Source organism: Dactylosporangium sp. NPDC049140, assembly GCF_040648435.1.
In genome coordinates, this window is the sequence record NZ_JBEZDS010000009.1 from 96730 (window position 1) to 119528 (window position 22799).

Annotated in this window: 18 protein-coding genes and 1 pseudogene; 4 read left to right on the forward strand and 15 right to left on the reverse strand. The window is 71.8% G+C overall.

The genetic code is table 11. The features are described from left to right. The 5 genes and pseudogenes from AB0B76_RS17235 to AB0B76_RS17255 form a co-directional block, all read right to left on the reverse strand. A pseudogene (locus tag AB0B76_RS17235) lies at window positions 1–869 on the reverse strand (hypothetical protein); the annotation flags it as partial. After that, the gene (locus AB0B76_RS17240) at window positions 866–2302 is read right to left on the reverse strand and encodes a replication-associated recombination protein A (RefSeq protein WP_360376069.1); all 1437 of its coding nucleotides are present in this window, start codon (window positions 2300–2302) and stop codon (window positions 866–868) included. The pseudogene AB0B76_RS17235 and the gene AB0B76_RS17240, both read right to left, overlap by 4 nt. A 34-nt stretch (window positions 2303–2336) precedes the next feature. Beyond that, complete coding sequence (aspS, locus tag AB0B76_RS17245; protein ID WP_360375663.1) at window positions 2337–4160, reverse strand: aspartate--tRNA ligase; 1824 nt, start codon at window positions 4158–4160, stop codon at window positions 2337–2339. 40 nt (window positions 4161–4200) lie between these two features. Further along, window positions 4201–5526 carry a histidine--tRNA ligase gene (hisS, locus tag AB0B76_RS17250; RefSeq protein WP_360375665.1) on the reverse strand — a complete coding sequence of 442 codons (1326 nt, stop codon included), beginning with the start codon at window positions 5524–5526 and terminating at the stop codon, window positions 4201–4203. Between the two features lie 3 nt (window positions 5527–5529). Continuing rightward, on the reverse strand, window positions 5530–6213 hold the full coding sequence (locus AB0B76_RS17255; protein ID WP_360375667.1) for an MBL fold metallo-hydrolase: 684 nt from the start codon (window positions 6211–6213) through the stop codon (window positions 5530–5532). 169 nt (window positions 6214–6382) lie between these two features. Between AB0B76_RS17255 and AB0B76_RS17260 the strand changes: the two genes are divergently transcribed. Continuing rightward, window positions 6383–7297 (forward strand): peptidylprolyl isomerase, encoded by a 915-nt coding sequence (locus AB0B76_RS17260; protein WP_360375669.1) that lies wholly within the window; start codon window positions 6383–6385, stop codon window positions 7295–7297. 44 nt (window positions 7298–7341) lie between these two features. Beyond that, window positions 7342–8220 (forward strand): peptidylprolyl isomerase, encoded by an 879-nt coding sequence (locus tag AB0B76_RS17265; protein WP_360375671.1) that lies wholly within the window; start codon window positions 7342–7344, stop codon window positions 8218–8220. Between the two features lie 317 nt (window positions 8221–8537). Here AB0B76_RS17265 and AB0B76_RS17270 read toward each other — a convergent pair whose 3' ends face one another. The 8 genes from AB0B76_RS17270 to ruvC form a co-directional block, all read right to left on the reverse strand. Beyond that, a complete protein-coding gene (locus tag AB0B76_RS17270) occupies window positions 8538–11120 on the reverse strand; it encodes a bifunctional (p)ppGpp synthetase/guanosine-3',5'-bis(diphosphate) 3'-pyrophosphohydrolase (RefSeq protein WP_360375673.1) in 2583 nt (860 codons plus the stop codon). Window positions 11121–11153: 33 nt separating this feature from the next. Next, on the reverse strand, window positions 11154–11681 hold the full coding sequence (locus AB0B76_RS17275) for an adenine phosphoribosyltransferase (RefSeq protein ID WP_360375675.1): 528 nt from the start codon (window positions 11679–11681) through the stop codon (window positions 11154–11156). 64 nt (window positions 11682–11745) lie between these two features. Continuing rightward, window positions 11746–12912: a protein translocase subunit SecF gene (gene secF / locus AB0B76_RS17280; RefSeq protein ID WP_360375677.1), complete on the reverse strand. Its 1167-nt coding sequence runs from the start codon at window positions 12910–12912 to the stop codon at window positions 11746–11748. 2 nt (window positions 12913–12914) lie between these two features. Beyond that, window positions 12915–14744, reverse strand: a complete 1830-nt coding sequence (gene secD / locus AB0B76_RS17285) for a protein translocase subunit SecD (RefSeq protein ID WP_360375679.1) — start codon at window positions 14742–14744, stop codon at window positions 12915–12917. Window positions 14745–14827: 83 nt separating this feature from the next. Then, window positions 14828–15190, reverse strand: a complete 363-nt coding sequence (yajC, locus tag AB0B76_RS17290; RefSeq protein WP_360375681.1) for a preprotein translocase subunit YajC — start codon at window positions 15188–15190, stop codon at window positions 14828–14830. A gap of 88 nt (window positions 15191–15278) precedes the next feature. Further along, on the reverse strand, window positions 15279–16337 hold the full coding sequence (gene ruvB, locus AB0B76_RS17295; RefSeq protein ID WP_360375683.1) for a Holliday junction branch migration DNA helicase RuvB: 1059 nt from the start codon (window positions 16335–16337) through the stop codon (window positions 15279–15281). A 163-nt stretch (window positions 16338–16500) separates the two neighbouring features. After that, the gene (gene ruvA / locus AB0B76_RS17300) at window positions 16501–17106 is read right to left on the reverse strand and encodes a Holliday junction branch migration protein RuvA (protein ID WP_360375685.1); all 606 of its coding nucleotides are present in this window, start codon (window positions 17104–17106) and stop codon (window positions 16501–16503) included. Continuing rightward, the gene (gene ruvC / locus AB0B76_RS17305) at window positions 17103–17615 is read right to left on the reverse strand and encodes a crossover junction endodeoxyribonuclease RuvC (protein ID WP_360375687.1); all 513 of its coding nucleotides are present in this window, start codon (window positions 17613–17615) and stop codon (window positions 17103–17105) included. Before ruvC ends, ruvA begins: the two co-directional genes overlap by 4 nt. Window positions 17616–17768: 153 nt before the next feature. On the opposite strand from ruvC, the gene AB0B76_RS17310 reads away from it, so the two are divergent. Both AB0B76_RS17310 and AB0B76_RS17315 read left to right on the forward strand, forming a co-directional pair. Further along, on the forward strand, window positions 17769–18527 hold the full coding sequence (locus AB0B76_RS17310; protein WP_360375689.1) for a 3-hydroxybutyrate dehydrogenase: 759 nt from the start codon (window positions 17769–17771) through the stop codon (window positions 18525–18527). 10 nt (window positions 18528–18537) lie between these two features. Beyond that, window positions 18538–20430 (forward strand): helix-turn-helix domain-containing protein, encoded by a 1893-nt coding sequence (locus AB0B76_RS17315; protein ID WP_360376071.1) that lies wholly within the window; start codon window positions 18538–18540, stop codon window positions 20428–20430. 56 nt (window positions 20431–20486) lie between these two features. Here the strand turns inward: AB0B76_RS17315 and AB0B76_RS17320 are convergent, their stop codons facing one another. Both AB0B76_RS17320 and AB0B76_RS17325 read right to left on the reverse strand, forming a co-directional pair. Continuing rightward, entirely contained in the window at window positions 20487–21098 is a 612-nt protein-coding gene (locus AB0B76_RS17320; RefSeq protein ID WP_360375691.1) for a TetR/AcrR family transcriptional regulator, read from the reverse strand. A gap of 59 nt (window positions 21099–21157) precedes the next feature. Continuing rightward, the gene (locus tag AB0B76_RS17325) at window positions 21158–22765 is read right to left on the reverse strand and encodes an MFS transporter (protein WP_360375693.1); all 1608 of its coding nucleotides are present in this window, start codon (window positions 22763–22765) and stop codon (window positions 21158–21160) included. Window positions 22766–22799 lie beyond the last annotated feature (34 nt).

A 22799-nucleotide genomic window follows, 5' to 3' on the forward strand; every position in this document is an offset into this window, starting at 1 on the left:
GGCGGATTGGCGGGCCGCGCGCCCGACGTCGACTCACGGCGCGGATCCGGCGGATTGGCGGGCCGCGCGCCCGACGTCGACTCACGGCGCGGATCCGGCGGATTGGCGGGCCGCGCGCCCGACGTCGACTCACGGCGCGGATCCGAGGCCGGCTCCCGCCACGGCTCCGGCGGATTCGCCGGCCGCGCGCCCGAAGTGGACTCACGGCGCGGGTCGGGCGGGGCCGCCGGACGGTTGCCGGACGTCGACTCGCGAGCCGGCCCGCGCGGCACGCGCCAGGCCTGCGTCGCGTCCGGGCTCGCCTGCGGATTGGCCGGGGCCGGCGGCGGGTTCTCGCCGGACTCGCGCAGAACATCCCGCGGCGGGCGCCAGGTCGGCATCGCCTCCACGGCGGGGCCCGGCGGCGTTTCCCGCGGGGCCCGCCACGCCTGGGTCGGCTCCGGGGCGGCGGGGGCCCGCCGCCCCGGCTCGGCCATGGGCGGCGGGCCGTCCGCGCGGGACCGGCCCCCCGGGCGACCCGGAGGCTCCGCGACCGGCGGCGGCGCATCCGAGCGCGACCGCGACGAACGCGCCCCCGAACGACCGGCCGGCCCTGCGATCGGCGCGGCGGGGGGCTGGGCATCCGGACGCGACCGCGAAGGCCGCTCGGCGACCGGCGGGTTGGCGTCGCCGCGGGGCTGGGGCGGCACCCCGCGCCGCGGGTTCACCCCATCGAGCACGTCGGCCGGGCCGGCGGCGCCGAACTCGTCGGCGCGGTCGTTGCCGGCGCTGCGCAGCTCGGCGAGCCAGCCCAGTTCGTCGTCGCTCGAGCCTGGATCGGCCTTGCCGCGGCCACGCCGCTTCTTGGCCTCGTCTCGACCCGAACTCACCGGTGTCGCTCCTCCATGCTGCTGCTGTTCGACTCCGGAGCGTCACCCGCCCCTGAGCCCCCGGAAGCTCCGGCCCCCCGCACGATACGCCGCAGTTTCGGCAATCGTTCCGCCACCGCGCGCTCGGCGCCATGGCCCGTCGGGCGGTAGTACTCCCGGTCGCGGATCCCCTCCGGGGCGTACTCCTGCTGGACCACGCCGCGCGGGTCGTCGTGAGGGTATTTGTACCCCTGCCCGTGCCCGACCCGACTCGCACCCTTGTAGTGCGAATCGCGTAAATGCGCGGGAACTGTACCGCCGTGCCCGGAGCGCACGTCGGCCATGGCCGCCCCGATGGCGGCGACGACCGCGTTGGACTTCGGCGCCAGCGCGAGATGGATCACCGCCTGGGCCAGGACGATCTGGACCTCGGGCAATCCGACGTACTCCACGGCGTGCGCGGCCGCGGTCGCGATCGGCAACGCGGTCGGGTCGGCCATGCCGATGTCCTCGCTGGCCGAGATCACCATACGCCGGGCGATGAACCGGGCGTCCTCCCCCGCGGTGATCATGCGGGCCAGGTAGTGCAGGGCCGCGTCGACGTCGGAGCCGCGGATGCTCTTGATGAAGGCGCTCACCACGTCGTAGTGCTCGTCGCCGTCGCGGTCGTAGCGCAGCGCGGCCACGTCGACGGCCTTCTCGGCGGTCGGGAGGTCAACGGTGGCCAGGCCCTGCGCGAGCGCCGCCCCCGCGGCCGCCTCGAGGGCCGTGAGCGCCTTACGGACGTCACCGCGCGCCAGCCGTACCAGATGAGCCTCCGCGTCGTCGTCGAGCGTGACGGCGCCGTCCAGCCCGCGGGCGTCGGTGACCGCGCGCCGCAGGAGGGTGCGCACGTCGTCGTCGGTGAGCGGCTGGAGGGTCAGCAGCACGCAGCGGGACAGCAGCGGGGAGATGACGGAGAAGTACGGGTTCTCGGTGGTGGCCGCGAGCAGCGTCACCGTGCGGTCCTCGACCGCGGCCAGCAGCGAGTCCTGCTGGGTCTTGCTGAAGCGGTGCACCTCGTCGATGAACAGCACGGTGGGCGGGCCGCCGCGGCGGCGCTCCTTGCGGGCGGTGTCGATGACCGCGCGCACGTCCTTGACGCCGGCCGAGAGCGCGGAGAGCGCGATGAAGCGCCGGTCGGTGGCGCCGGCGACGAGATGGGCGATGGTGGTCTTGCCGGAGCCGGGCGGCCCCCAGAGGATCACCGACATCGGCGAGGCGCCGCCGACGAGCTGGCGCAGCGGCGCGCCGGGGGCCAGCAGGTGCTGCTGGCCGACGAGCTCGTCGAGGCCGGCCGGGCGCATCCGGACCGCGAGCGGCGCGTCGGCCGCCACGTCGGTGAAACCGCCGGTGACGGCCTGGTCCCCACCGGGGGAGACCGGACCGTCACCGGATGACGCAACCTCAAACAAGCCGTCCACGGCCCCAGACCCTACAGTCCGGGGCTCAATTCGAGCGCTCGACCGGGACCTTCACGTCGGCGGGGGCCGGGGCCTTGGGCTTGGCGTCGACGCCGGCCTCGGCCCGCTGCTCGGTCGTGATCGGGGTCGGCGCGCCGGTCAGCGGGTCGAAGCCGCCGCCGGTCTTCGGAAACGCGATGACCTCGCGGATCGAGTCGGCGCCGGCGAGCAGCATGCAGATGCGGTCCCAGCCGAAGGCGATGCCGGCGTGCGGCGGCGGGCCGTACTTGAACGCCTCGAGCAGGAAGCCGAACTTGTCCGCGGCGTCGTCGGCGGAGATGCCGAGGATGTCGAACACGCGCCGCTGCACGTCGCCGCGGTGGATACGGACCGAGCCGCCGCCGATCTCGTTGCCGTTGCAGACGATGTCGTACGCGTACGCCAGGGCCTCCCCCGGCGCTTCCTCGAACCGGTCGATCCACTCGCGGTTCGGCGAGGTGAACGGGTGGTGCACCGCGGTCCAGCCCTTGGCGCCGCCGCCGGTGCCGCCGGCCTCGGGGTCGGTGGGCTCGAACATCGGCGCTTCGACGATCCAGCAGAATGCCCAGGCGCTCTCGTCCACCAGCTTGGCCCGCTTGGCGATCTCGATGCGGGCGGCGCCGAGCAGCTCCTGCGCCTCGCGCCGCGCGGTGGAGGCGGCGAAGAACACCGCGTCGCCGGGCTTGGCCCCGACGAAGTCGGCCAGACCCGCCAGGTGCGACTCGGACAGGTTCTTGGCCACCGGGCCGCGGGCCTCGCCCGTCGAGGCGTCGAGGACCACGTAGGCCAGGCCCTTGGCGCCGCGCGCCTTGGCCCAGTCCTGCCAGCCGTCGAGCTCCTTGCGGGTCTGCGCGGCGCCGCCGGGCATGACGACCGCGCCGACGTAGCCGCCCGCGTCGATCGCGCCGGCGAAGACGCGGAACTCGGTGCCGCGCAGGTACTCCGTCAGCTCCGTCAGCTCCACCGAGTACCGCAGGTCGGGCTTGTCGGAGCCGTACCGCGCCATGGCGTCGTGCCAGGTCAGGTGCGGGATGTCGCCGGCGATCTCGTGCCCGGCCAGGTCGGACCACAGCGACCGGACGATCGACTCGCCGAGCTCGATGATGTCTTCCTGGGTCACGAAGGACATCTCGATGTCGAGCTGGGTGAACTCCGGCTGACGGTCGGCCCGGAAGCCCTCGTCGCGGTAGCAGCGGGCGATCTGGTAGTACCGCTCGAGCCCGCCGACCATGAGCAGCTGCTTGAACAGCTGCGGCGACTGGGGCAGTGCATACCAGGTGCCGGGCTGGAGCCGGACCGGCACCAGGAAGTCGCGGGCCCCCTCCGGCGTGGAACGGGTCAGCGTCGGCGTCTCGACCTCGACGAAGTCGCGGTCGGCGAGCAGGTTGCGCGCGATCTGGTTGGCCCGGCTGCGCAGCTTCATGGCGTTGTGCGGGCCGGAGCGGCGCAGGTCGAGGTAGCGGTACCGGTAGCGGACGTCGTCGCTGGCCGCCTCCCCGTCGTCGATCGGCAGCGGCAGCGGCGCGGCCTCGGAGAGCACCTCGAGCGCGGTGGCGACGACCTCGACCGCGCCGGTGGGCAGGTCGGGGTTCTCGTTGCCCTCGGGCCGGGCGCGCACCTCGCCGGTGACGAGCACGCAGTACTCGTTGCGCAGCGCGTGCGCGGCCTGCATCTCCTCGCGGAAGACCACCTGGACGACGCCCGAGGCGTCGCGCAGGTCGACGAAGATGACCCCGCCGTGGTCGCGGCGGCGGGCCACCCAGCCGGCCAGCGTCACGGTCGTTCCGGCGTCGGCGCCACGCAGGGTGCCGGACTCATGGGATCGGATCACAGGGTCTCCTTCGGCGAACTACGCAAGACGGCCCATTCTTTCACTGCAGCCGTGGCGCCATGTCCTCGGCCGGGGGGTTCCACTCCCCGCTCACGGCCGGGACCTGGTCGCCGGAGCGGATGTCCTTGACCTGGTCGCCGCCCTCGGCCGACGCGCTGGCCGGGAACCACACGAACGGGATCCCCCGCCGCTCGGCGTGGCGGATCTGCTTGCCCAGCTTCGCGGGGACGGGCGCGACCTCGGTGGCGATGCCCCGGGCGCGCAGTTCGGCGGCGATGCGGTTGCTTGTCGCCCGCTCCTCCTCGCTCCACAGCGCGACGAGCACCGCGGTCGGGGTCGGCCGGCTGACGGCCAGCTCGCCGGCGTCGAAGAGCAGGCCGAGCAGCCGCGAAACGCCGATCGAGATGCCGACGCCGGGGAAGACGTCCTTGCCCGCACTGGCGAGGTTGTCGTACCGGCCACCGGAGCAGATCGAGCCGTACTGCTCATAGCCGACCAGCTCGGTCTCGTACACCGTGCCGGTGTAGTAGTCGAGCCCGCGGGCGATCTTCAGGGTGGCCTCGACCAGCCCCGGGCTGTGCTCCCGGGCGGTCTCCACGACCGCGGCGAGCTCGGCGATGCCCTCGTCGAGCAGCGGGTGCTCGACGCCGAGCGCGCGCACGGCGTCGGCGAAGGAGGCGTCGCCGGCGCGGATCCCGGCCAGCGCGAGGCAGGCCTGGGCCTGGACCGCGGTGCCGCCGGCCTTCTCGATCAGCTCGGCGACGGCGTTCGGCCCGATCTTGTCGAGTTTGTCGACTATCCTGAGGATTTCCTCGGGTTCGTCGAGGCCGAGGCCACGGTAGAAGCCCTCGCAGAGCTTGCGGTTGTTCACCATGATCTTGACCGGGGGGATCGGCAGCGAGCGCAGCGCGTCGCCGATGACCAGCGGGATCTCGGCCTCATAGTGGGGCGGGAGGGTGTCCCGGTCGACGATGTCGATGTCGGCCTGCAGGAACTCGCGGTAGCGGCCAGCCTGCGGCTTCTCGCCCCGCCACACCTTCTGGATCTGGTACCGCCGGAAGGGGAACTGCAGCTTTCCGGCATTTTCAAGCACATAACGGGCGAACGGAACGGTCAGATCGAAGTGCAACCCCAGCGCCAGCTCCTCGTCGCCCTCCGCGGCTTGCAGGCGCCGCAGGGTGTACACCTCCTTCGAGGTTTCGCCCTTGCGCAGCAGCTGGTCGAGCGGCTCGACCGCCCGGGTCTCCAGCGACGCGAAGCCGTAGAGCTCGAAGGTCCGGCGCAGCCGGTCGAGCACCTGCTGCTCGGCGACACGCTGGGCGGGGAGCCACTCCGGGAAGCCGGACAGCGGCATGGGTCGGGTCATGGTCTACCAGCCTTTACGGGGCGCCTCGAGCGCCTCACGGAGATACGGGTTGCGGGCCCGCTCGCGCCCGATCGTGGTCTCGGGGCCGTGCCCGGGCAGCACGACGGTCTCGTCGGGCAGCGTCAGCACCTTGTCGCGGAGGCTGGCCATCATCTGGTCCAGGCTGCCGCCGGGCAGATCGGTGCGGCCGATCGAGTCGCGGAACAGCACGTCGCCGGAGAAACACAGCGCGGCGTCGCCGTCGGCACCCCGGAACATCACCGAGCCGCGGGTGTGGCCGGGCGCGTGGTCGACCGTCAGCTCCAGCCCGGCGATCTTGAGCACCAGGCCGTCCTCCAGCGGGGCCACGTCCTCGGGCTCGGTCCACGCCAGCCGGCCGCCGAACAGCGCGGTCAGGTCGGTGCTGAGGCCCTTGGCCGGGTCGGCGAGCATCTCGGCGTCGTCGGGGTGGATGTACGCGGTGATCCCGCGCGCACCGCAGACCGGCGTCACGGAGAACGTATGGTCGAGGTGACCATGGGTGAGCAGGACCGCGGCGGGCTGGAGGCGATGCTGGGCCAGCACCTCGTCCAGCCGGTCCGTCACCCCGATGCCCGGGTCGATGACCACGCACTGCTCGCCCGGCCCGGGGGCCACCACGAAGCAGTTGGTCCCGAACGCCTCGGCGGGGAACCCGGCGACCAGCACGGCGGCGCTCCTCCCTGTCGATGTCCTGCCAACAACCAGGTAGACCCTATCCGGAGGTCAGGCACAGCGAACCGTGACCGGGCGGCGACGCGCATTCCGGGTTCTACCCGTACACTCTGGCGGGCGTGTGACGTGGCACCCAAATGTATTTTCCTGGAGGGGAGCGCAGGTGGCTTCCAGTAAGAGCCGGCAGCGTGCTTTGGCGCGGGCGAAGACCGAGCGGCAGATCGCCCGGAGGGCGGCCGCGGCGCGGCGCCGCCGCCAGTGGCAGGCGGGCATCGGCACGGCCGTGGTCCTCGCGTTGCTGGTCGTGGTCGTGATCTGGAAGACCGGGGGCTTCTCCCCCGCTCCGGCCGCGGCCGAGGAATGCGCCTACACCTCGGTCGACCAGGCCACCGGCATCACGGACGTCGGCAAGCCGCCCACGCGCGACGTGGTGAAGAACGGCGTCGAGACGATGTCGATCTCCCTCGGCCAGGGCACGGTGACGGTCAAGCTCGACCCGAGCAAGGCACCGTGCACGGTGAACAGCTTCCGGTACCTGGCGGGCAAGAAGTTCTTCGACAACACCACCTGCCACCGGCTCGGGGACACCTTCCTGCAGTGCGGTGACCCGTCCGGCACCGGCAGCGGCGGCCCGGCGTACCGCTTCCCGGACGAGAACCTGCCGACCCCGGCCGCCCCGTCGGCCGACCCGAGCGCGTCCGCGGACCCCTCGGCCGCCCCGAGCAGCACCGCGCTGTACCCGGCGGGCACCATCGCGATGGCCAACTCCGGCGCGAACACCAACAGCAGCCAGTTCTTCCTGGTGTTCAAGGACCAGCAGTTCCCGCCGAACTACACCATCTTCGGCACCATCACGGGCGGCCTCGACGTACTGCAGAAGATCGGCGCGGCCGGCAACGACGGCTCCAGCCAGGCCGGCGGGGGCAAGCCCAACCAGGAGGTGAAGATCAGCTCGCTGACCGTCACCGACCAGGCGCCGGGCGAGCCCGAGCCCGTCCCCTCGACGAGCGGATCGGCCCCCGCCACCTCGGCCACCCCCTCGGCCACCCCCTCGGCCGCCGCCTCCAGCAACTCCTGAGTCGTGAAGTCCACCCCATCCCTGTTGAGCAAGGAGTACCAACCGTGACCACCAACCGGGACCGTCAGCGCGCTGCAGCGCGTGCACGGCTGGAGCGGGAGATGGCCGTACGCGCCGAGCAGTCCCGGCTCCGGCGCCGTAGGAACACGACGATCGCCGCCGGGGCGGGCGCCCTGATCGTGGTGCTCGCCGCGGCGTGGGTGGTCATCGCGCTCACCAGCGACGGCGACAAGAAGGACCAGGCCTCGGCGAGCCCGTCGGGCTCGGCCACGCCGACCAACTGCGTGTGGCAGCCGCTGGTCGACCCGAGCGCGAGCGCCTCGCCCGACCCGGAGCTGGCGAAGAACACCAAGGACGTGGGCAAGCCCCCGACCTCGGGCGAGCCGCGCACGGGCACCCAGACGATGACCCTGAACACGAGCGTGGGCACGATCAAGATCGAGGTCGACACCGCGCACGCGCCCTGCACCGCGGAAAGTTTCACGTACCTGGCCAGCAAGAAGTTCTTCGACGACACCATCTGCCACCGCCTGGTGCTGCAGAGCATCTACGTGCTGCAGTGCGGCGACCCGTTCGGCACCGGCTACGGCGGCCCCTCCTACCGCTACGCCGAGGAGAACCTGCCGACGGGCAAGCGCCCGGCGTACGGCGAGGGCGTCGTCGCGATGGCGAACAACGGCCAGCCCGCGTCGACCGGCAGCCAGTTCTTCATCGTGTACAAGGACATCACCGAGCTGGACGCGAACTACACGGTCATCGGCAAGGTGACCGAGGGCCTGGACCTCGTGAAGAAGGTCGCGGAGGCCGGCGTCGTGCCGGACCCGTCGGCCCCGGCCGCGGACCCGTCGGCGGGCCCGAGCGAGGGCAAGCCCAAGACCGAGGTGCGCATCAAGTCGCTGACCATGAGCGAGGCCAAGCAGTAACCGGTTCGAAGGACGTCACGAGGGCCGCCCACCGGCAACGGTGAGCGGCCCTCGGCCCGTTATCGGCACAGACCTCCGCCGAATCGGCCGACTCTCGCCGTGTGCCCTGCTTCCCCGCTCCCGCCGCCGGGAAGAGAGCCTGCCGGCGGGTCGGCGTGGCCAGGCGGTCGTTGATCAGCGCTCGTGGCCTTCGGGCGGCTCAGGCCCATCGAGGACCGGGATCACCAGCTGGACCGGATCAGGAAGGCATCGAGGCGTAGCCGCCACCGTCGCGCGCGGTCCGCTGGGCCGAGCCGGTCGAGACTGTGCGTGATCGGTCAGGCGCCCGACGTCACCCGATAGGCGTCGTACACGCCGTCGATGCGGCGCACCGCGGCCAGCAGATGGTTCAGGTGCTTCGGGTCGGCCATCTCGAAGCTGAAGCGGCTGATGGCCACGCGGTCGCGGGTCGTTGTCACGGTGGCCGAGAGGATGTTCACCTTCTCGTCCGACAGGACGCGCGTCACGTCGGCCAGGAGCTTGTGGCGGTCGAGGGCCTCCACCTGGATGGCGACCAGGAACGTCGAGGCGCTCGTGGGCTTCCAGCTGACCTCGAGCACGCGCTCCGGCTGCTCCTTCAGGTCGCCCGCGTTGGCGCAGTCGTCGCGGTGGACCGAGACGCCGCCGGAGCGGGTGACGAAGCCGAAGACGGCGTCGCCCGGCACCGGGGTGCAGCAGCGGGCCAGCTTGATCCAGACGTCGTCGACGCCCAGGACCTCGACGCCGGGGTCGGTCGCGGCCGTGCGCGCACGGGCCGGTCGGGTCGGGATGGCGGTCTCGGCGATGTCCTCGACCGCGCCCTCCTCGCCGCCGTAGCCCTGGACGAGGCGCTGCACGATGGACTGGGCCGAGGACTGCCCGTCGCCGACGGCGGCGTAGAGGGCGGCCACGTCGGACAGGTGCAGCTCGCGGGCGATCGTCATCAGCGACTCGGACGTGAGCAGGCGCTGCAGGGGCAGGCCCTGCTTGCGCATGGCCTTGACGATCGCCTCCTTGCCGGCCTCGATCGCCTCCTCGCGGCGCTCCTTGTTGAAGTACTGCCGGATCTTGGTGCGGGCCCGCGGGCTCTTGACGAAGCCCAGCCAGTCCTGCGTCGGCCCGGCGGTCTCCGACTTCGAGGTGAAGATCTCGATGACGTCGCCGTTGGACAGCGTGCTCTCCAGCGGCACGAGCTTGCCGTTGACCCGGGCGCCGATGCACTTGTGCCCGACCTCGGTGTGCACGGCGTAGGCGAAGTCCACGGGCGTCGAGCCGGTGGGCAGTGCGATCACGTCGCCCTTCGGCGTGAAGACGTACACCTCCTGGCTCGAAAGATCGAAGCGGAGCGCGTCGAGGAACTCGCTCGGGTCGCTCGCCTCGCGCTGCCAGTCCAGCAGCTGCCGCAGCCACGTCATCTCGTCGATGTGCGCGGGCGGGCCGGCGATCGTGGCGTTCTTCGTCTCCTTGTAGCGCCAGTGCGCCGCGATGCCGTACTCCGCGGTGCGGTGCATCGCGTAGGTGCGGATCTGCAGCTCGACGGGCTTGCCGGTGGGTCCGATGACCGTCGTGTGCAGCGACTGGTACATGTTGAACTTCGGCATGGCGATGTAGTCCTTGAACCGGCCCGGGACGGGCTGCCAGTTCGCGTGGATCACGCCGAGGGCCGCGTAGCAGTCGCGCACGGTGTCGACCAGGATGCGCACGCCGACCAGGTCGTAGATGTCGCCGAAGTCGCGGCCGCGGACGATCATCTTCTGGTAGACGGAGTACAGGTGCTTCGGCCGCCCGGTCACCTCGGACTTGATCTTGGCGGCCTTGAGGTCGTTGGCGACCTTCTGGGTCACGGAGCGCAGCAGCGAGTCGCGCTGCGGGGTGTGCTCGGCGATGAGCCGGCTGATCTCGTCGAAGCGCTTGGGGAACAGCGTGCGGAACGCCAGGTCCTCCAGCTCCCACTTGATCGTGTTCATGCCCAGGCGGTGCGCGAGCGGGGCCAGGATCTCCAGCGTCTCCTTGGCCTTCTGCTCCTGCTTGGGCCGGGGCAGGAAGGTCAGGGTGCGCATGTTGTGCAGCCGGTCGGCCAGCTTGATGACCAGCACCCGCGGGTCCTTGGCCATCGCGACGACCATCTTGCGGATCGTCTCGGCCTTCGCCGCGTCGCCGAGCTTGACCTTGTCGAGCTTGGTGACGCCGTCGACGAGCAGCGTGACCTCGCCGCCGAAGTCGACCTGCATGCGCTCGATGGTGTACTCGGTGTCCTCGATCGTGTCGTGCAGCAGGGCGGCGACCAGCGTGGTGGTGTCCATGCCCAGGTCGGCGAGGATGGTGGCGACGGCGAGCGGGTGCGTGATGTAGGGGTCGCCGGACTTGCGGTACTGCCCCTTGTGGAAGTGCTCCGCCATGTCGTAGGCGCGCTGGAGTAGCCGGACGTCGGCCTTCGGGTGGCTGGCCTTGTGCTGGGCGATCAGCGGCTCGAGGACCTCGCTGACCGACGGGCTCTGCCAGGGCGCGTTGAAGCGGGCCAGGCGGGCGCGCACGCGGCGGCCGGTCGGCGCGGCCCCGACGAACCCGGCGACGGCGCCCGTGACCCCGCCGGCGGCGTCGGTCAGGTCTTCGGTGTCCTCGCCCAGGATCTCCTCGGGCGTGCGGCGGGGCGCCTGCTGATCGGAGGCGCGCCGCTGGGGCGCGCCGGGCGGCGTCGGGAACTGCAGCACCACGCCGCCCGCCTCCGCCGTCTCCGGCGAGGCCGACTCCCGGGCGTCCTGCGGTTCATCCTGCACGTGGTCGACCGTACCCTCAATGGGGGGTGCGATGTCGCCGCTCACCGGCCGCTCCTCATCGCCGACAACGATCCGAACGGCAAGCTTACCCGCCCCCGCCGACATTTCTCGTCAACGAAAAGGGCCGGTTACCCGCCCTCAGACGGTCAAGAGGGCATGAACCGGACGCCCGACCAGATTCTGCCGCCCCGCCAGCCCCGACAGCTCCAGCAGGACGCTGAAGCCGCTGATCGTGCCGCCCGCCCGCTCGACGAGCGCGAGCGTGGCCGCCGCGGTGCCGCCGGTGGCGAGCACGTCGTCGACGACGAGCACCCGCTGCCCCGCCACGAACGCGTCGGCGTGCACCTCCAGGGTCGCCTCGCCGTACTCCAGGGCGTAGGTCGCCGAGACGGTGGCGCGGGGCAGCTTGCCGGCCTTGCGAACGGGTACGAGACCCTTGCCCGTCGCGTAGGCGATCGCGGCGGCGATCACGAACCCGCGGGCCTCGATGCCGGCCACGACGTCGAAGCTCTCCGCGCCGTGCTCGGCGATGACCGCGTCGATGGCGGCCGCGAACGCCGGGCCGTCGGCGAACAGCGGCATGAGGTCCTTGAACAGGATCCCCGGCTTCGGGAAGTCCGGCACGTCGAGGACCTTGCTCGCGACCAGCTCGGCGATCTCCACCAAGGCTCCTTTGCACAAGAAAGACGGGCGCCGCGATCGCGACGCCCGTCATACTCTCAAGCCGGTGTTACCGCCGGCCGCTGCCCCCGCCCGGACGGCCGCCCGCACGCGGGCGCTTGCCCTGTCCGGGCCGCGCGGTCGGGCGGGCGCCGGGCCGCGGGGCCGCGCCCGCGAGCTCGGAGCGCTCGGCCGCCTTCGCCGGGCCGCCGATCGGCACCCCGTCGCTGTCGCGGGCCGGGTTCGCGGCGCGGGTCGCCGCCTCCTTGGCCTGCGAGGCGCGCTTGGCCTTGACCCGGTTGGCGTGCTGCATCAGGCGCGGCTCGCGGCTCTTGAGCTCGGCCAGCACCGGGGTGGCAAAGAAGATCGACGAGTACACCGCGACGCCCATGCCGATGAAGAGCACGAGGCCGAGGTCCTTCAGCGTGCCGGCGCCCAGCAGGCCGGCGCCGATGAAGAGCAGGCCGCCGACCGGCAGCAGCGCCACCAGGCCCGTGTTGATCGAGCGCATCAGGGTCTGGTTGACCGCGAGGTTGGCCGCCTCCTCGTACGTCGAGGTGCTGGAGCCGGTGATGCCGCGGGTGTTCTCCTGCACCTTGTCGAACACCACGACGACGTCGTAGAGCGCGAAACCGAGGATCGTCAGGAAGCCGATGACCGTGGACGGGGTGACCTCGAAGCCGACCAGCGAGTACACGCCGCCGGTGAGGATCAGGTCCAGCAGCAGCGAGGCGATCGCGGCGACGGCCATCCGCCACTCGAACCGCGCGACGAGGTAGACCAGCACCGCGGCGAGGAAGATCGCGAGGCTCAGCGCCGCCTTGTTGGTGACCTGGCCGCCCCACGACGTGCTCACCGCGCTGTCGGAGATCTGCGACGCGTCGATGCCGAACTGCTTGGCGACCGTCTCCTTGATCGCGGTCTGCTTCTCGGCGTCGGTGATGAGCTCGGTCTTGATGATGTACTGGCTGTCGCCGACGGTCTGGCCCGTCTTGACCTCGACGCCGGCATCCCCGAACGCCTTCTCGACGTCGGCGAGGGTGCCGACCTTCGCCGGCACGTTGTACTGGTTTCCGCCCTCGAACTCGATGCCGAGCGTGAAGCCGCGGATGAACATGCTCGCGATCGCGATGAGCATCGCGATGCCGGCGACGGTGAACCACAGCTTGCGGCGGCCGACGATGTTGACGCCGGCCTCACCGCGGTAGAGCCGGGCTGCGATGCCACTGGCGCTCATCGTCAGGCCTCCTTCGGGCGGTTACGACGGGTGGTGGGCGCCGCGTCGCTGGTGGTCGGGTGCTGGTTGAGCACACGCCCGAGGCCGCTGACCCGGGGCGACAAGAAGGCCTTCTGGCGGGCGAAGAGCGTCATGATCGGATGGCGGAAGAGGAACACGACCACGAGGTCGAGGATCGTCGCCACGCCCAGGGCGAAGGCGAAGCCCTTCACCGAGCCGATCGAGACGAAGTACAGGATCGCCGCGGCCAGCAGCGTGATCGTGTTGGCCGAGATGATCGTGCGGCGGGCCCGGACCCAGGCACGCGGCACCGCGCTGCGTGGGCTTCGGCCGTCGCGGATCTCGTCCTTGAGCCGTTCGAAGTAGATGACGAACGAGTCGGCCGCCACACCGAGCGAGACGATGAACCCGGCGAATCCGGCGAGGCTCAGGGTGAAGCCGATCCAGCGGCCCAGGATGATCAGCGACATGAAGACCAGCACGCCGGAGAGCACCAGGCTGAGCATGATGACGCCGCCGAGCAGCCGGTAGTAGAAGAACGAGTAGAGCACGACCAGCAGCAGGCCGATGCCGGCGGCGAGCAGGCCGGCCTCCAGGTGCGAGCTGCCCAGGGTGGCGGAGATGCTCTGCGCGTCCTGCGAGGTGAACGACAGCGGCAGGGCGCCGTACTGCAGCTGGCTGGCGAGCAGCTGGGCCTCGGTCTTCGTGAAGCTGCCGCTGATCTCGGCGTCGCCCGGGATGACGTTCTGGATCGTCGGCGCCGACACGACCTCGTTGTCGAGCACCACGGCGACCTGCTTGCTGTCCTGGCCGTTGTTGTAGGCCACGCGGGTCAGGTCGGTCCAGCGGTTCTGCCCGTCGCTGTGGAAGGACAGGTTGACCGTCCACTGGCCGTTCTGCGAGTTGATGCCCGAGTTGGCGCTGGAGACGTCGGTGCCGAGAACCTTGGCCACGTCGAGCTGGTACTTGGCGCCCGGCCCGCACGCGACGGCCTGCTCGTCGGCCTTGCTGATCGAGCCGACCGGCCGGTGGTTGAGCTTGTCGCAGTTGACGTAGGGGATGTTGTACTGCATCGACGCCGGCAGCACCGCGACCTCGGCGGGGCTCAGGTCCTTGAACTTCGCGTAGGCCTCGGCCTTGGCCGGGTCCTTGGAGAAGTCCAGCGGGGCCTGCTCGGCCAGGGCCGCGGCCCAGACGTCCGCGCCCAGCTTCTTCTGCACCGCGGCGCGCTGCGTGGCGATGTCCGGCGCGAGGGACTCCGACGCGGAGGGGGCCGCGGCGGCGGGCGCCGAGCCCGAGGCCGAGGCCGTCGGCGCGGCGCTCGTGGCGGCCGGCGTCGCGGTCGCCGAGGCGTTGGCCGTCGGCGTCGCCGAAGCGCCCGTGGAGGCCGGCGCGGACGCCGAGGCCGACGCCGACGAGGAGGTCGCGCCGGTGTCGGCGGTCGAGCCCAGCACCATGCGGAACCGCAGCTCCGCGGTCTGCCCGATCTGCTTGAGCCGGTCGTCACTCTTGCCCGGCAGGGAGACGACGATGTTGTTGCTGCCCTCGACCACGACCTCGGCCTCGGCGACGCCCAGGCCGTTGACCCGCTGGTCGATGATGCGGCGGGCGGTCTCCATCTGATCCTGGGTGGGCGGCTTGTTGCCCTCCAGGTTCTGGGCCTGCAGCGTGACCGTGGTCCCGCCGATCAGATCAAGGCCGAGTTTCGGCTCGAGCCGGTCCCGCCAGCCACCCTTGCCACCGAACCATACGATGGCGGCCAGGATGACGAAGATGGCGGCAAGCACGGCGAGCTGGCGGCTCGGGCGCATCGGTGCCTGAGGTTGTGCCACGGCTGTCGGGTCTCCCTACACGACGCCGGCGGAGGTCGCGCGGCGTGAATGTTTCACTTGGCGGGGCGGCGCGGGTCGAGCTTTCAGTCGTCCGTGCTCGGCGCGGACTCCTCCTCGGCAGCGGGCTCTTCTTCGACCGCCGCCTTCCTGTTCACCTTGCCGATCGCGGCCCGGGCGTACTTGGCGGTGACTCCCGGCGCGATCTCGAGCATGACGGTGTCGCTGTCCACCTCGGTCACGATGCCGTAGAGGCCGCCGACCGTCACCACCTCGTCGCCGATGCCCATCGTGGACTGCATGCTCTCGACGTCGCGCCGGCGCTTCTGCTGCGGGCGGATCATGAGGAAGTACACGAAGGCGGCGAAGGCGACAACGACAAGAAGCGGGAGTGCCGAGCTGCCGCCCGAGCTCCCCGCGGCGTAATACACGATTGGTGGCCTTCCCATTCGAGGTAACTGACGTCCGCGCAGCGGATCGCGGCGAGTCTAGTCGGTGTGGCGGAAAGCACGATGACCGGCGTCCGTCACGTTCTAATCACAAACTGAATAGATCGGGCGTTTGTGACAAGCCGCCCTTGGAATTTCCGCCACCGACGGTACCAGCGGGAGCTGGAATTCCGAGATGCTGCCATGCGCTCGCCGTGGCGATGCGACCACGGGGCGTGCGGGCCATGAGTCCCGTACGCAGCAGGAAGGGCTCGCAGACCTCTTCCACGGTATCGGGTTGCTCACCGACGGCCACGGCCAGGGTGGACAGGCCCACCGGCCCGCCGCCGTGGCGCAGCAGGGCCGTGAGCACCGCCCGGTCGAGCCGGTCGAGGCCCAGCTCATCGACGTCGTACACCCGTAGCGCCGCCCGGGCCGCGGTGAGGTCCACGATGCCGTCCGCCCGTACCTCGGCATAGTCGCGGACCCGCCGGAGAAGGCGGTTGGCGATGCGGGGGGTACCGCGGGAGCGCCGCCCGATCTCGACCGCCCCGTCCTCGGTGATCGGTACGTCGAGAATGCGGGCCGAGCGCGTGATGATCTGCTCGAGCTCGTCCGGGTCGTAGAAGTCCAGCTGGCCGACGAAGCCGAAGCGGTCCCGCATCGGGCCGGTGAGCAGTCCGCTGCGGGTCGTCGCGCCGACCAGCGTGAACGGCTCGACGTCGAGCGGGATCGCGGTCGCGCCCGGGCCCTTGCCGACCACGACGTCGACGCGGAAGTCCTCCATCGCGCTGTACAGCAGCTCCTCCGCCGGTCGCGCGATGCGGTGGATCTCGTCGATGAACAGCACGTCGCCGTGGGACAGGCTGGTCAGCACGGCGGCCAGGTCGCCGGCCCGCTCGATGGCCGGCCCGCTGGTCATCCGCAGCCCGGCGCCGAGCTCGGCGGCGACGATCATGGCCAGGGTGGTCTTGCCCAGCCCCGGCGGGCCGGAGAGCAGGATGTGGTCGGGCGGGCTGCCGCGGCGCAGGGCGCTCTGCAGCAGCAGGTCGAGCTGCTCGCGCACCCGGTGCTGGCCGATCAGCTCCACGAGGCGCTTGGGCCGGACGCTCTGGTCGGCCGCGATGTCCTCGTCGGAGGCGAACGAGCTGACGAGCGGATCGGTCATGACGCCTCCGCTTCGCTCCGGCGCCATGACGCAGACCGAGCCTCTGGATGAGCGGCCCCTCCGCTTCGCTGCGGACCGCACGCCGTCGCCTCCGCAAGCTCCGGCGCCGACGCGAGAATGCTGAGCCCCCGGTGAGCGGCCCCTCCGCTTCGCTGCGGACCGCTCATCGAATGGTGCCCAGCATCCGGATCGCCTGCTTCAGCAGCACCGGCACGGGCGGGGCGGCCTGCCCGTCGAGCTGCTCGGCGACCGCGGCCACGGCCTGGTCGGCCTGCTTCTCGTTCCAGCCGAGCCCGACGAGGGCCTGGCGGACCTGCTCGGGCCACACCGCGCCGCCGGCGAGGAGCGTGGCGTTCCCGGCGCCCGGCAGCGCGCCGATCTTGTCCCGCAGCTCCAGCACCAGCCGCTCGGCGCCCTTCTTGCCGATGCCCGGCACCTGCGTGAGGGTCGAGGTGTCGGCGGACGCGACCGCCCGGCGCACGACCTCCGGGGTGTGCACGGCCAGCACGGCCTGGGCCAGCCGCGGCCCGACCCCGGTGGCGGTCTGCAGCAGCTCGAACAGCTGCTTGGCCTCGTCGTCGGCGAAGCCGTACAGGGTCAGCGAGTCCTCGCGCACGACCAGCGAGGTGGCCAGCCGGGCCTCCTGGCCGACCCGCAGCTCGGCCAGGGTGTGCGGGGAGCACTGCACGGCCAGCCCGACCCCGCCGACCTCGATCACCGCGCCGTCGGGCGACACCGCCGCCACCTTGCCGCGAACGCTCGCGATCACCGCGTCCTCCTCAACGCCGCGCTGATGCGCTCGCGCGCACCACCTCGCCACACATGACAGATGGCCAAGGCTAAGGCGTCGGCGGCGTCGGCCGGGCGAGGCGCGACCTCGAGCCGCAGCAGCCGGGTCACCATCGCGGTCACCTGCGCCTTGTCGGCCTGGCCGTTGCCGCTGACGGCGGCCTTGACCTCGCTCGGGGTGTACAGCTGCACGGGCAGCCCGGCGCGCGCCGCGGCGAGGATCGCCACCGCGCCGGCCTGGGCCGTGCCCATGACCGTGCGCACGTTGTGCTGGGAGAACACCCGCTCCACGGCGATGCTCTCGGGCTTGTGCTCGGCGACGAGCTCGGTGAGGCGCCGGTCGAGGTTGAGCAGGCGCAGCGAGAGGTCCTGGTCCGGATCGCTGCGGACGACCTCGTAGTGCACGAGCCGGCACGGGCGGCCGGGCGAGCCCTCGACCACCCCGACGCCGCACCGGGTCAGGCCCGGGTCGACCCCCAGCACGCGCACGGTCACACCCCTCCACACCACCCTCATACGTGTGTTCGACACCCTATCGGACGATCGCCGCACGCCGATCGCGCGACACACACACCGAGTGCGGTGAAGGTATGTGGGCCTCCCCCATGGGACGGCGGCGCTCAGCCTCGTACGTTTCCCGCCATGACGACGGAGCATGTGGTCGCCCTGGACCTGCGGGGGCGCACCGCGATGGTCACGGGGGCCGGCAGCGGCATCGGCCGCGCGGTCGCCATGCGCCTGGCCGCGGCGGGAGCGAAGGTCGTGGCGGTGGACCGTGCCTTCCAGACCCAGGACGATGTCGTACCCGTACTGGCCGACCTCTCCGACGCCGGCGCCATCGACCGGCTGCTGCGCGACCACGCCGACATCGACGTGCTGGTCAACAACGCCGGGCTGCAGCACGTGGCCGCGCTCGAGGAGTTCCCGCCGGAGCGCTTCGCGTACATCCAGGCGGTCATGGTCGAGGCGCCCTTCCGCCTGGTACGGGGCGTCCTGCCGCACATGTATGCCGGCAACTGGGGCCGGATCGTCAACATCTCCTCCGTGCACGGGCTGCGCGCGTCGCCGTTCAAGGCCGCATACGTCACCGCCAAGCACGCCCTGGAAGGCCTGTCGAAGACCGTCGCGCTGGAGGGCGCGCCCCACGGCGTGACCGCGAACTGCATCAACCCGGCGTACGTGCGCACCCCGCTCGTCGAGGGCCAGATCACCGACCAGGCCCGCACCCACGGCATCCCCGAGTCCGAGGTCGTCGAGAAGATCATGCTGACCAGCGCGGCGATCAAGCGGCTCATCGAGCCGGCCGAGGTCGCGGAGCTGGTCGCCTACCTGTGCACGGACGTCGCCGGGTTCATCACCGGCACTTCGCTGTCGATCGACGGCGGCTGGACCGCACACTAGGCACGTGACGATGCTGGAGTACCTCGAGCTGCTGGCCCGCGAGGCCGCCGCCGTCGAATTCGAGGGCCCGCTCGTCGCCGCCCGGGGCGCCGGGCTGCCCCCGGAGCACCTCGCCGAGCTGGAGCAGGCCAAGGTCGTGGCGCTGCGGGTGCGGGCCCTGCTCGAGCGCCGCCGGCGCCGCGAGGAGGAGCTGTCCGGGCTCTTCGACACCGCCAGCGACCTCGCCGGCCTGCGTGACGTCGACGCGGTGCTCGCCGCGATCGTGCACCGGGCGCGGACGCTGCTCGGGGCCGACGTGGCCTACATGACCCTCAACGACGAGGCGCGCGGGGACACGTACATGCGCGTCACCGACGGCTCGATCTCGGCCCGCTTCCAGGCGCTGCGGCTGCCGATGGGGGCCGGGCTCGGCGGGCTGGTGGCCCAGACCGGCAGCCCGTACGTCACCGCCGACTACCCCCGCGACGCCCGCTTCCGCCACACCGGCGACATCGACGCCGGCGTGAGCGAGGAGGGCCTGGTCGCGATCCTGGGCGTGCCGCTGCGGCTCGGGGCGCGGATCATCGGCGTGCTGTACGCCGCGAACCGCTCCGCCCGCCCGTTCGCGCGCGAGGAGGTGTCGCTGCTCGTCTCGCTCGCGGCCAACGCGGCCGTCGCGATCGACACCGCCCGCCTGCTGGGCGAGACGCAGGAGGCGCTCGCCGAGCTCTCCGCCGCGAACGGGGTCATCCGCGCGCACAGCGACTCCGTCGAGCGCGCGGCCGCCGCCCACGACCGCATGACCGCCCTGGTCCTGCGCGGCGCCGGGGTCGAGGACGTGGCCGCGGTGGTGGTCGAGGTCCTGGGCGGCTCCCTGCTCGTGCTGGACGCCGAGGGCCGCAACCTGGCCCTGGTCGGCGTGCTGACCCGGCCCGAGCCGGCCGCGATCGCCGAGGCCCTGGCCGCCTCCCGCACCGAGGGCCGCAGCGTCCGCCGCGGCGAGCTGTGGGTCGCCGCGGTGGTGGCGGGCGCGGAGAACCTCGGCGCCCTCGTGCTGCGCCCGGACAGCCCCCTGGTCGACGCGGACCAGCGCATCCTGGAGCGGGCCGCCGTCGTCACCGCGTTGCTGCAGCTCTTCCGGCGTACCGTCGCGGAGGCCGAGGGCCGCGTGCGCGGCGAGCTGCTGGACGACGTCATCACCCGCCCCGTGCGCGACGCCGACGCGCTGCGCACCCGGGCCAAGCGTCTCGGCGTCGACCTCGACGCCCCGAACGTCGTGGTCGCCATCGGCGCGGACGCCCTCACGGGCGGCTCGATCCGCCAGCGCGCGGTGTCCTGGGCCCAGACGTACGCCCACAGCCGCGCCGGCCTGGCCGCCGCGCGCGACGGCCACGTGGTCCTGCTCCTGCCCGGCGACGCCCCGGGCGACGCGGCGCGAGCGGTCGCCCGCGACCTGGGCAAGCTGCTGGCCCGCCCGATCACGGCGGGCTCCGGCGGCCCGTCGACGCGCCCGGAGGCGATCGCCGCGGCGTACCGCGACGCCGACCGCTGCGTGACGGCGCTGACCGCCCTGGGCCGCACGGGCACCGGCGCGAGCACCGCCGAGCTCGGCTTCGTCGGGCTGCTGCTGGGCTCGGCCCCGGACGGCCGCGACCGGGACGTGCAGTCCTTCCTGGCCGCGACGATCGGCCCGGTGGTGGACTACGACGTCCGCCGGGGCACCGCGCTGGTCAAGACGCTGGAGGCGTACTTCGGCGTGGGCGGCAGCCTGGCCCGCGCGGCGGAGCTCCTGCACGTCCACGTGAACACGGTGACGCAGCGCCTGGAGCGGATCGCGCAGCTGCTCGGTCAGGACTGGCAGAAGCCGGAGCGGGCCCTGGAGGTCCAGCTGGCGCTGCGCCTGCACCGCCTGCAGACCTCATGAGCGACGGCCCGGCCCCGCTGGTTGCGCGGGCCGGGCCGTCGTACATCGATCGGGCGTCAGGCGTGGGCGCCGCGCAGGACGAAGTCCACCAGGTTCTCGGCGAAGCCCTCGTCCGGCACGTTCGGGTTCCAGCGGAGCATGTTCTGCGCGAGCGTCGGGCCCGACAGGACCAGCAGGGCCAGCTCCACGTCGAGGTCCTCGCGCAGCTCGCCGGAGGCGATGCCGCGCCGCAGGACTCGGCGCATCAGCTCCCGGCGCGGCTCCACCACACCCTGGTACACCCGGCTCATCTCCGAGCTCTTGAACAGCTCCGGCATCAGGCAGGCCGTGACCTTGCCGTAGTGGGCCATCCGCTTGTTGCGCATCGACGCGATCAGCGTGATCAGATCGCCCCGGACCGACTCGCCGCTCAGCTCGGGCAGCGGGCCCTTCATCGCCAGCACCGCGTCGATGAGCAGCGCGTCCTTGTTGGGCCAGCGGCGATAGATCGTCGCCTTGCCGACGCCGGCCTTCGCGGCGACCGCCTCGATCGAGATGGCGTCCGCGCTCTGGCCGGAGCTGAGCAGCTCGAACACCGCCTCGACGATCGCCTCGTCGACCCGGGCGCTCCGGGGCCGGCCCGGACCTTTGCGGTCCTGGTCAGCCACCGGTTCCACGCTGAGCGTCATGTTTTCCATTGTTACCGAGTTTTCACACCGAAGCTACTCACCGGTTTCCTCCAGTCCCGTCAGTCGCCGACGGCTACCAGTTCCACACCCTGCTCCTCCGCCAGACCCTCGGCGTTGGTGGGGGCGGGAGCGCTGGCCGGGCGCTTGCCGGGCAGCCACACCACGGCGACGACGGCACCGAGGATCGCGAAGATCGCCGAGCCGACGGCCGCGCCGTGCATGGCCGTGAGGAACGCGTCGTTCGCGTGCTGGATCAGCGCCGGCGCCGCCTGGCCCGCGTGCTCGGCGACCCCGTACGCGCCCGAGATCGACTCGTTGGCGGCGTCGCGCGCCGCGGCCGGCAGTCCGCTCGTGGCCGACTCCATGTGGCTGCGGTAGACCGAGGAGATGACGGCGCCGAGGGCGGCCACGCCGAGGGCGCCGCCGACCTGCCGGATGGTGTTGCTGACGGCCGATCCGACGCCGGCCTTCTCACGGGGAAGCACGGACATGATCGATTCCGTCGCGGGTGGCATCACGTTGGCCATGCCGACACCCATCAGGAAGAACAGCCCGCCGACGATCCAGATCGGCGTGTCGGCCTGGATGAACATCCACGCCGCCAGTCCGATGGCGACAAGCAGCAGGCCGGTGGTGCTGACGGCCTTGGGGCCGAAGCGCTTGACCATGGCGGCGCTGCGCGGGGCGAAGACCATCTGGGCGACCGCGAAGGGCACGAACAGGGCGCCGGAGGCCAGCGGGCCGTAGCCGCGGACCAGCTGCAGGTAGAACGCGCTGACGAACATGATGCCCATGGCCGCGAAGAAGACCAGGCCGATCATGCCGGTCGAGGCGCTGAACTGCCGGTTGCCGAAGAGGCGCACGTCCAGCGAGGGGAACTCGATGCGCCGCTCGTAGAGGGCGAACGCGGCCAGGACGACCACCGCCGCGACCAGGGCACCCCAGGACTCGGGCTTGCCGAAGCCGTGGTCGCCGCCCTCGATCACGCCGTAGGTGAGCAGGGTGAGGCCGATGATCGACAGCAGCACGCCGACGAAGTCGATGCGTCCCGGCTTCGGGTCGCGCGACTCGGGGATGAGGGTGTTGACCAGGACCAGGCCCGCGATCACGATCGGGACGTTGATCAGGAAGACCGAGCCCCACCAGAAGTGCTCGAGCAGCAGGCCGCCGACGATCGGGCCGATGGCCACGCCGAGGCCGACCGCGCCGGCCCACACGCCGATGGCGCGGCCGCGCTCACGCGGGTCGAAGACGTTGGCGATGATCGACAGGGTCGAGGGCATGACCGCCGCGGCGCCGAGGCCCATGAGGGCGCGGGCCCAGATGAGCTGGTCCGCGGAGTCGGAGTAGGCCGAGACGAGCGACGCGATGCCGAACAGCGCGAGGCCGACGGTCAGCGTGATGCGGCGGCCGAGGCGGTCGGCCAGGATGCCGGCGGTGAAGAGCAGGCCGGCGAAGACGAGGGTGTACGAGTTGATCGCCCACTCGAGCTGGCTCTGGGACGCGCCCAGGCCCTTCTCCGGGTCGGCGATGGTGCGCATGGCGACGTTGAGGACGGTGTTGTCCAGCACGACCACGAGCAGGCTGATGACGAGCACGCCGAGGATCGCCCAGCGGCGAGGATGTCCTGTGTTGGCTGGGGCCGGCGTTTGGATGGCTGCGTCCACGGTGTTGCTCCCCCTGGTCGGAACGCGATAACGA

Coding starts and splice junctions, on each gene's coding strand:
- ruvB (WP_360375683.1), bottom strand. CDS start 16,337: ATGACCGATCCGCTCGTCAGCTCGTTCGCCTCCGACGAGGACATCGCG.
- AB0B76_RS17270 (WP_360375673.1), bottom strand. CDS start 11,120: ATGTCGGCGGGGGCGGGTAAGCTTGCCGTTCGGATCGTTGTCGGCGAT.
- hisS (WP_360375665.1), bottom strand. CDS start 5,526: ATGACCCGACCCATGCCGCTGTCCGGCTTCCCGGAGTGGCTCCCCGCC.
- AB0B76_RS17320 (WP_360375691.1), bottom strand. CDS start 21,098: ATGACGCTCAGCGTGGAACCGGTGGCTGACCAGGACCGCAAAGGTCCG.
- secF (WP_360375677.1), bottom strand. CDS start 12,912: ATGAGCGCCAGTGGCATCGCAGCCCGGCTCTACCGCGGTGAGGCCGGC.
- AB0B76_RS17315 (WP_360376071.1), top strand. CDS start 18,538: ATGCTGGAGTACCTCGAGCTGCTGGCCCGCGAGGCCGCCGCCGTCGAA.
- AB0B76_RS17310 (WP_360375689.1), top strand. CDS start 17,769: ATGACGACGGAGCATGTGGTCGCCCTGGACCTGCGGGGGCGCACCGCG.
- yajC (WP_360375681.1), bottom strand. CDS start 15,190: ATGGGAAGGCCACCAATCGTGTATTACGCCGCGGGGAGCTCGGGCGGC.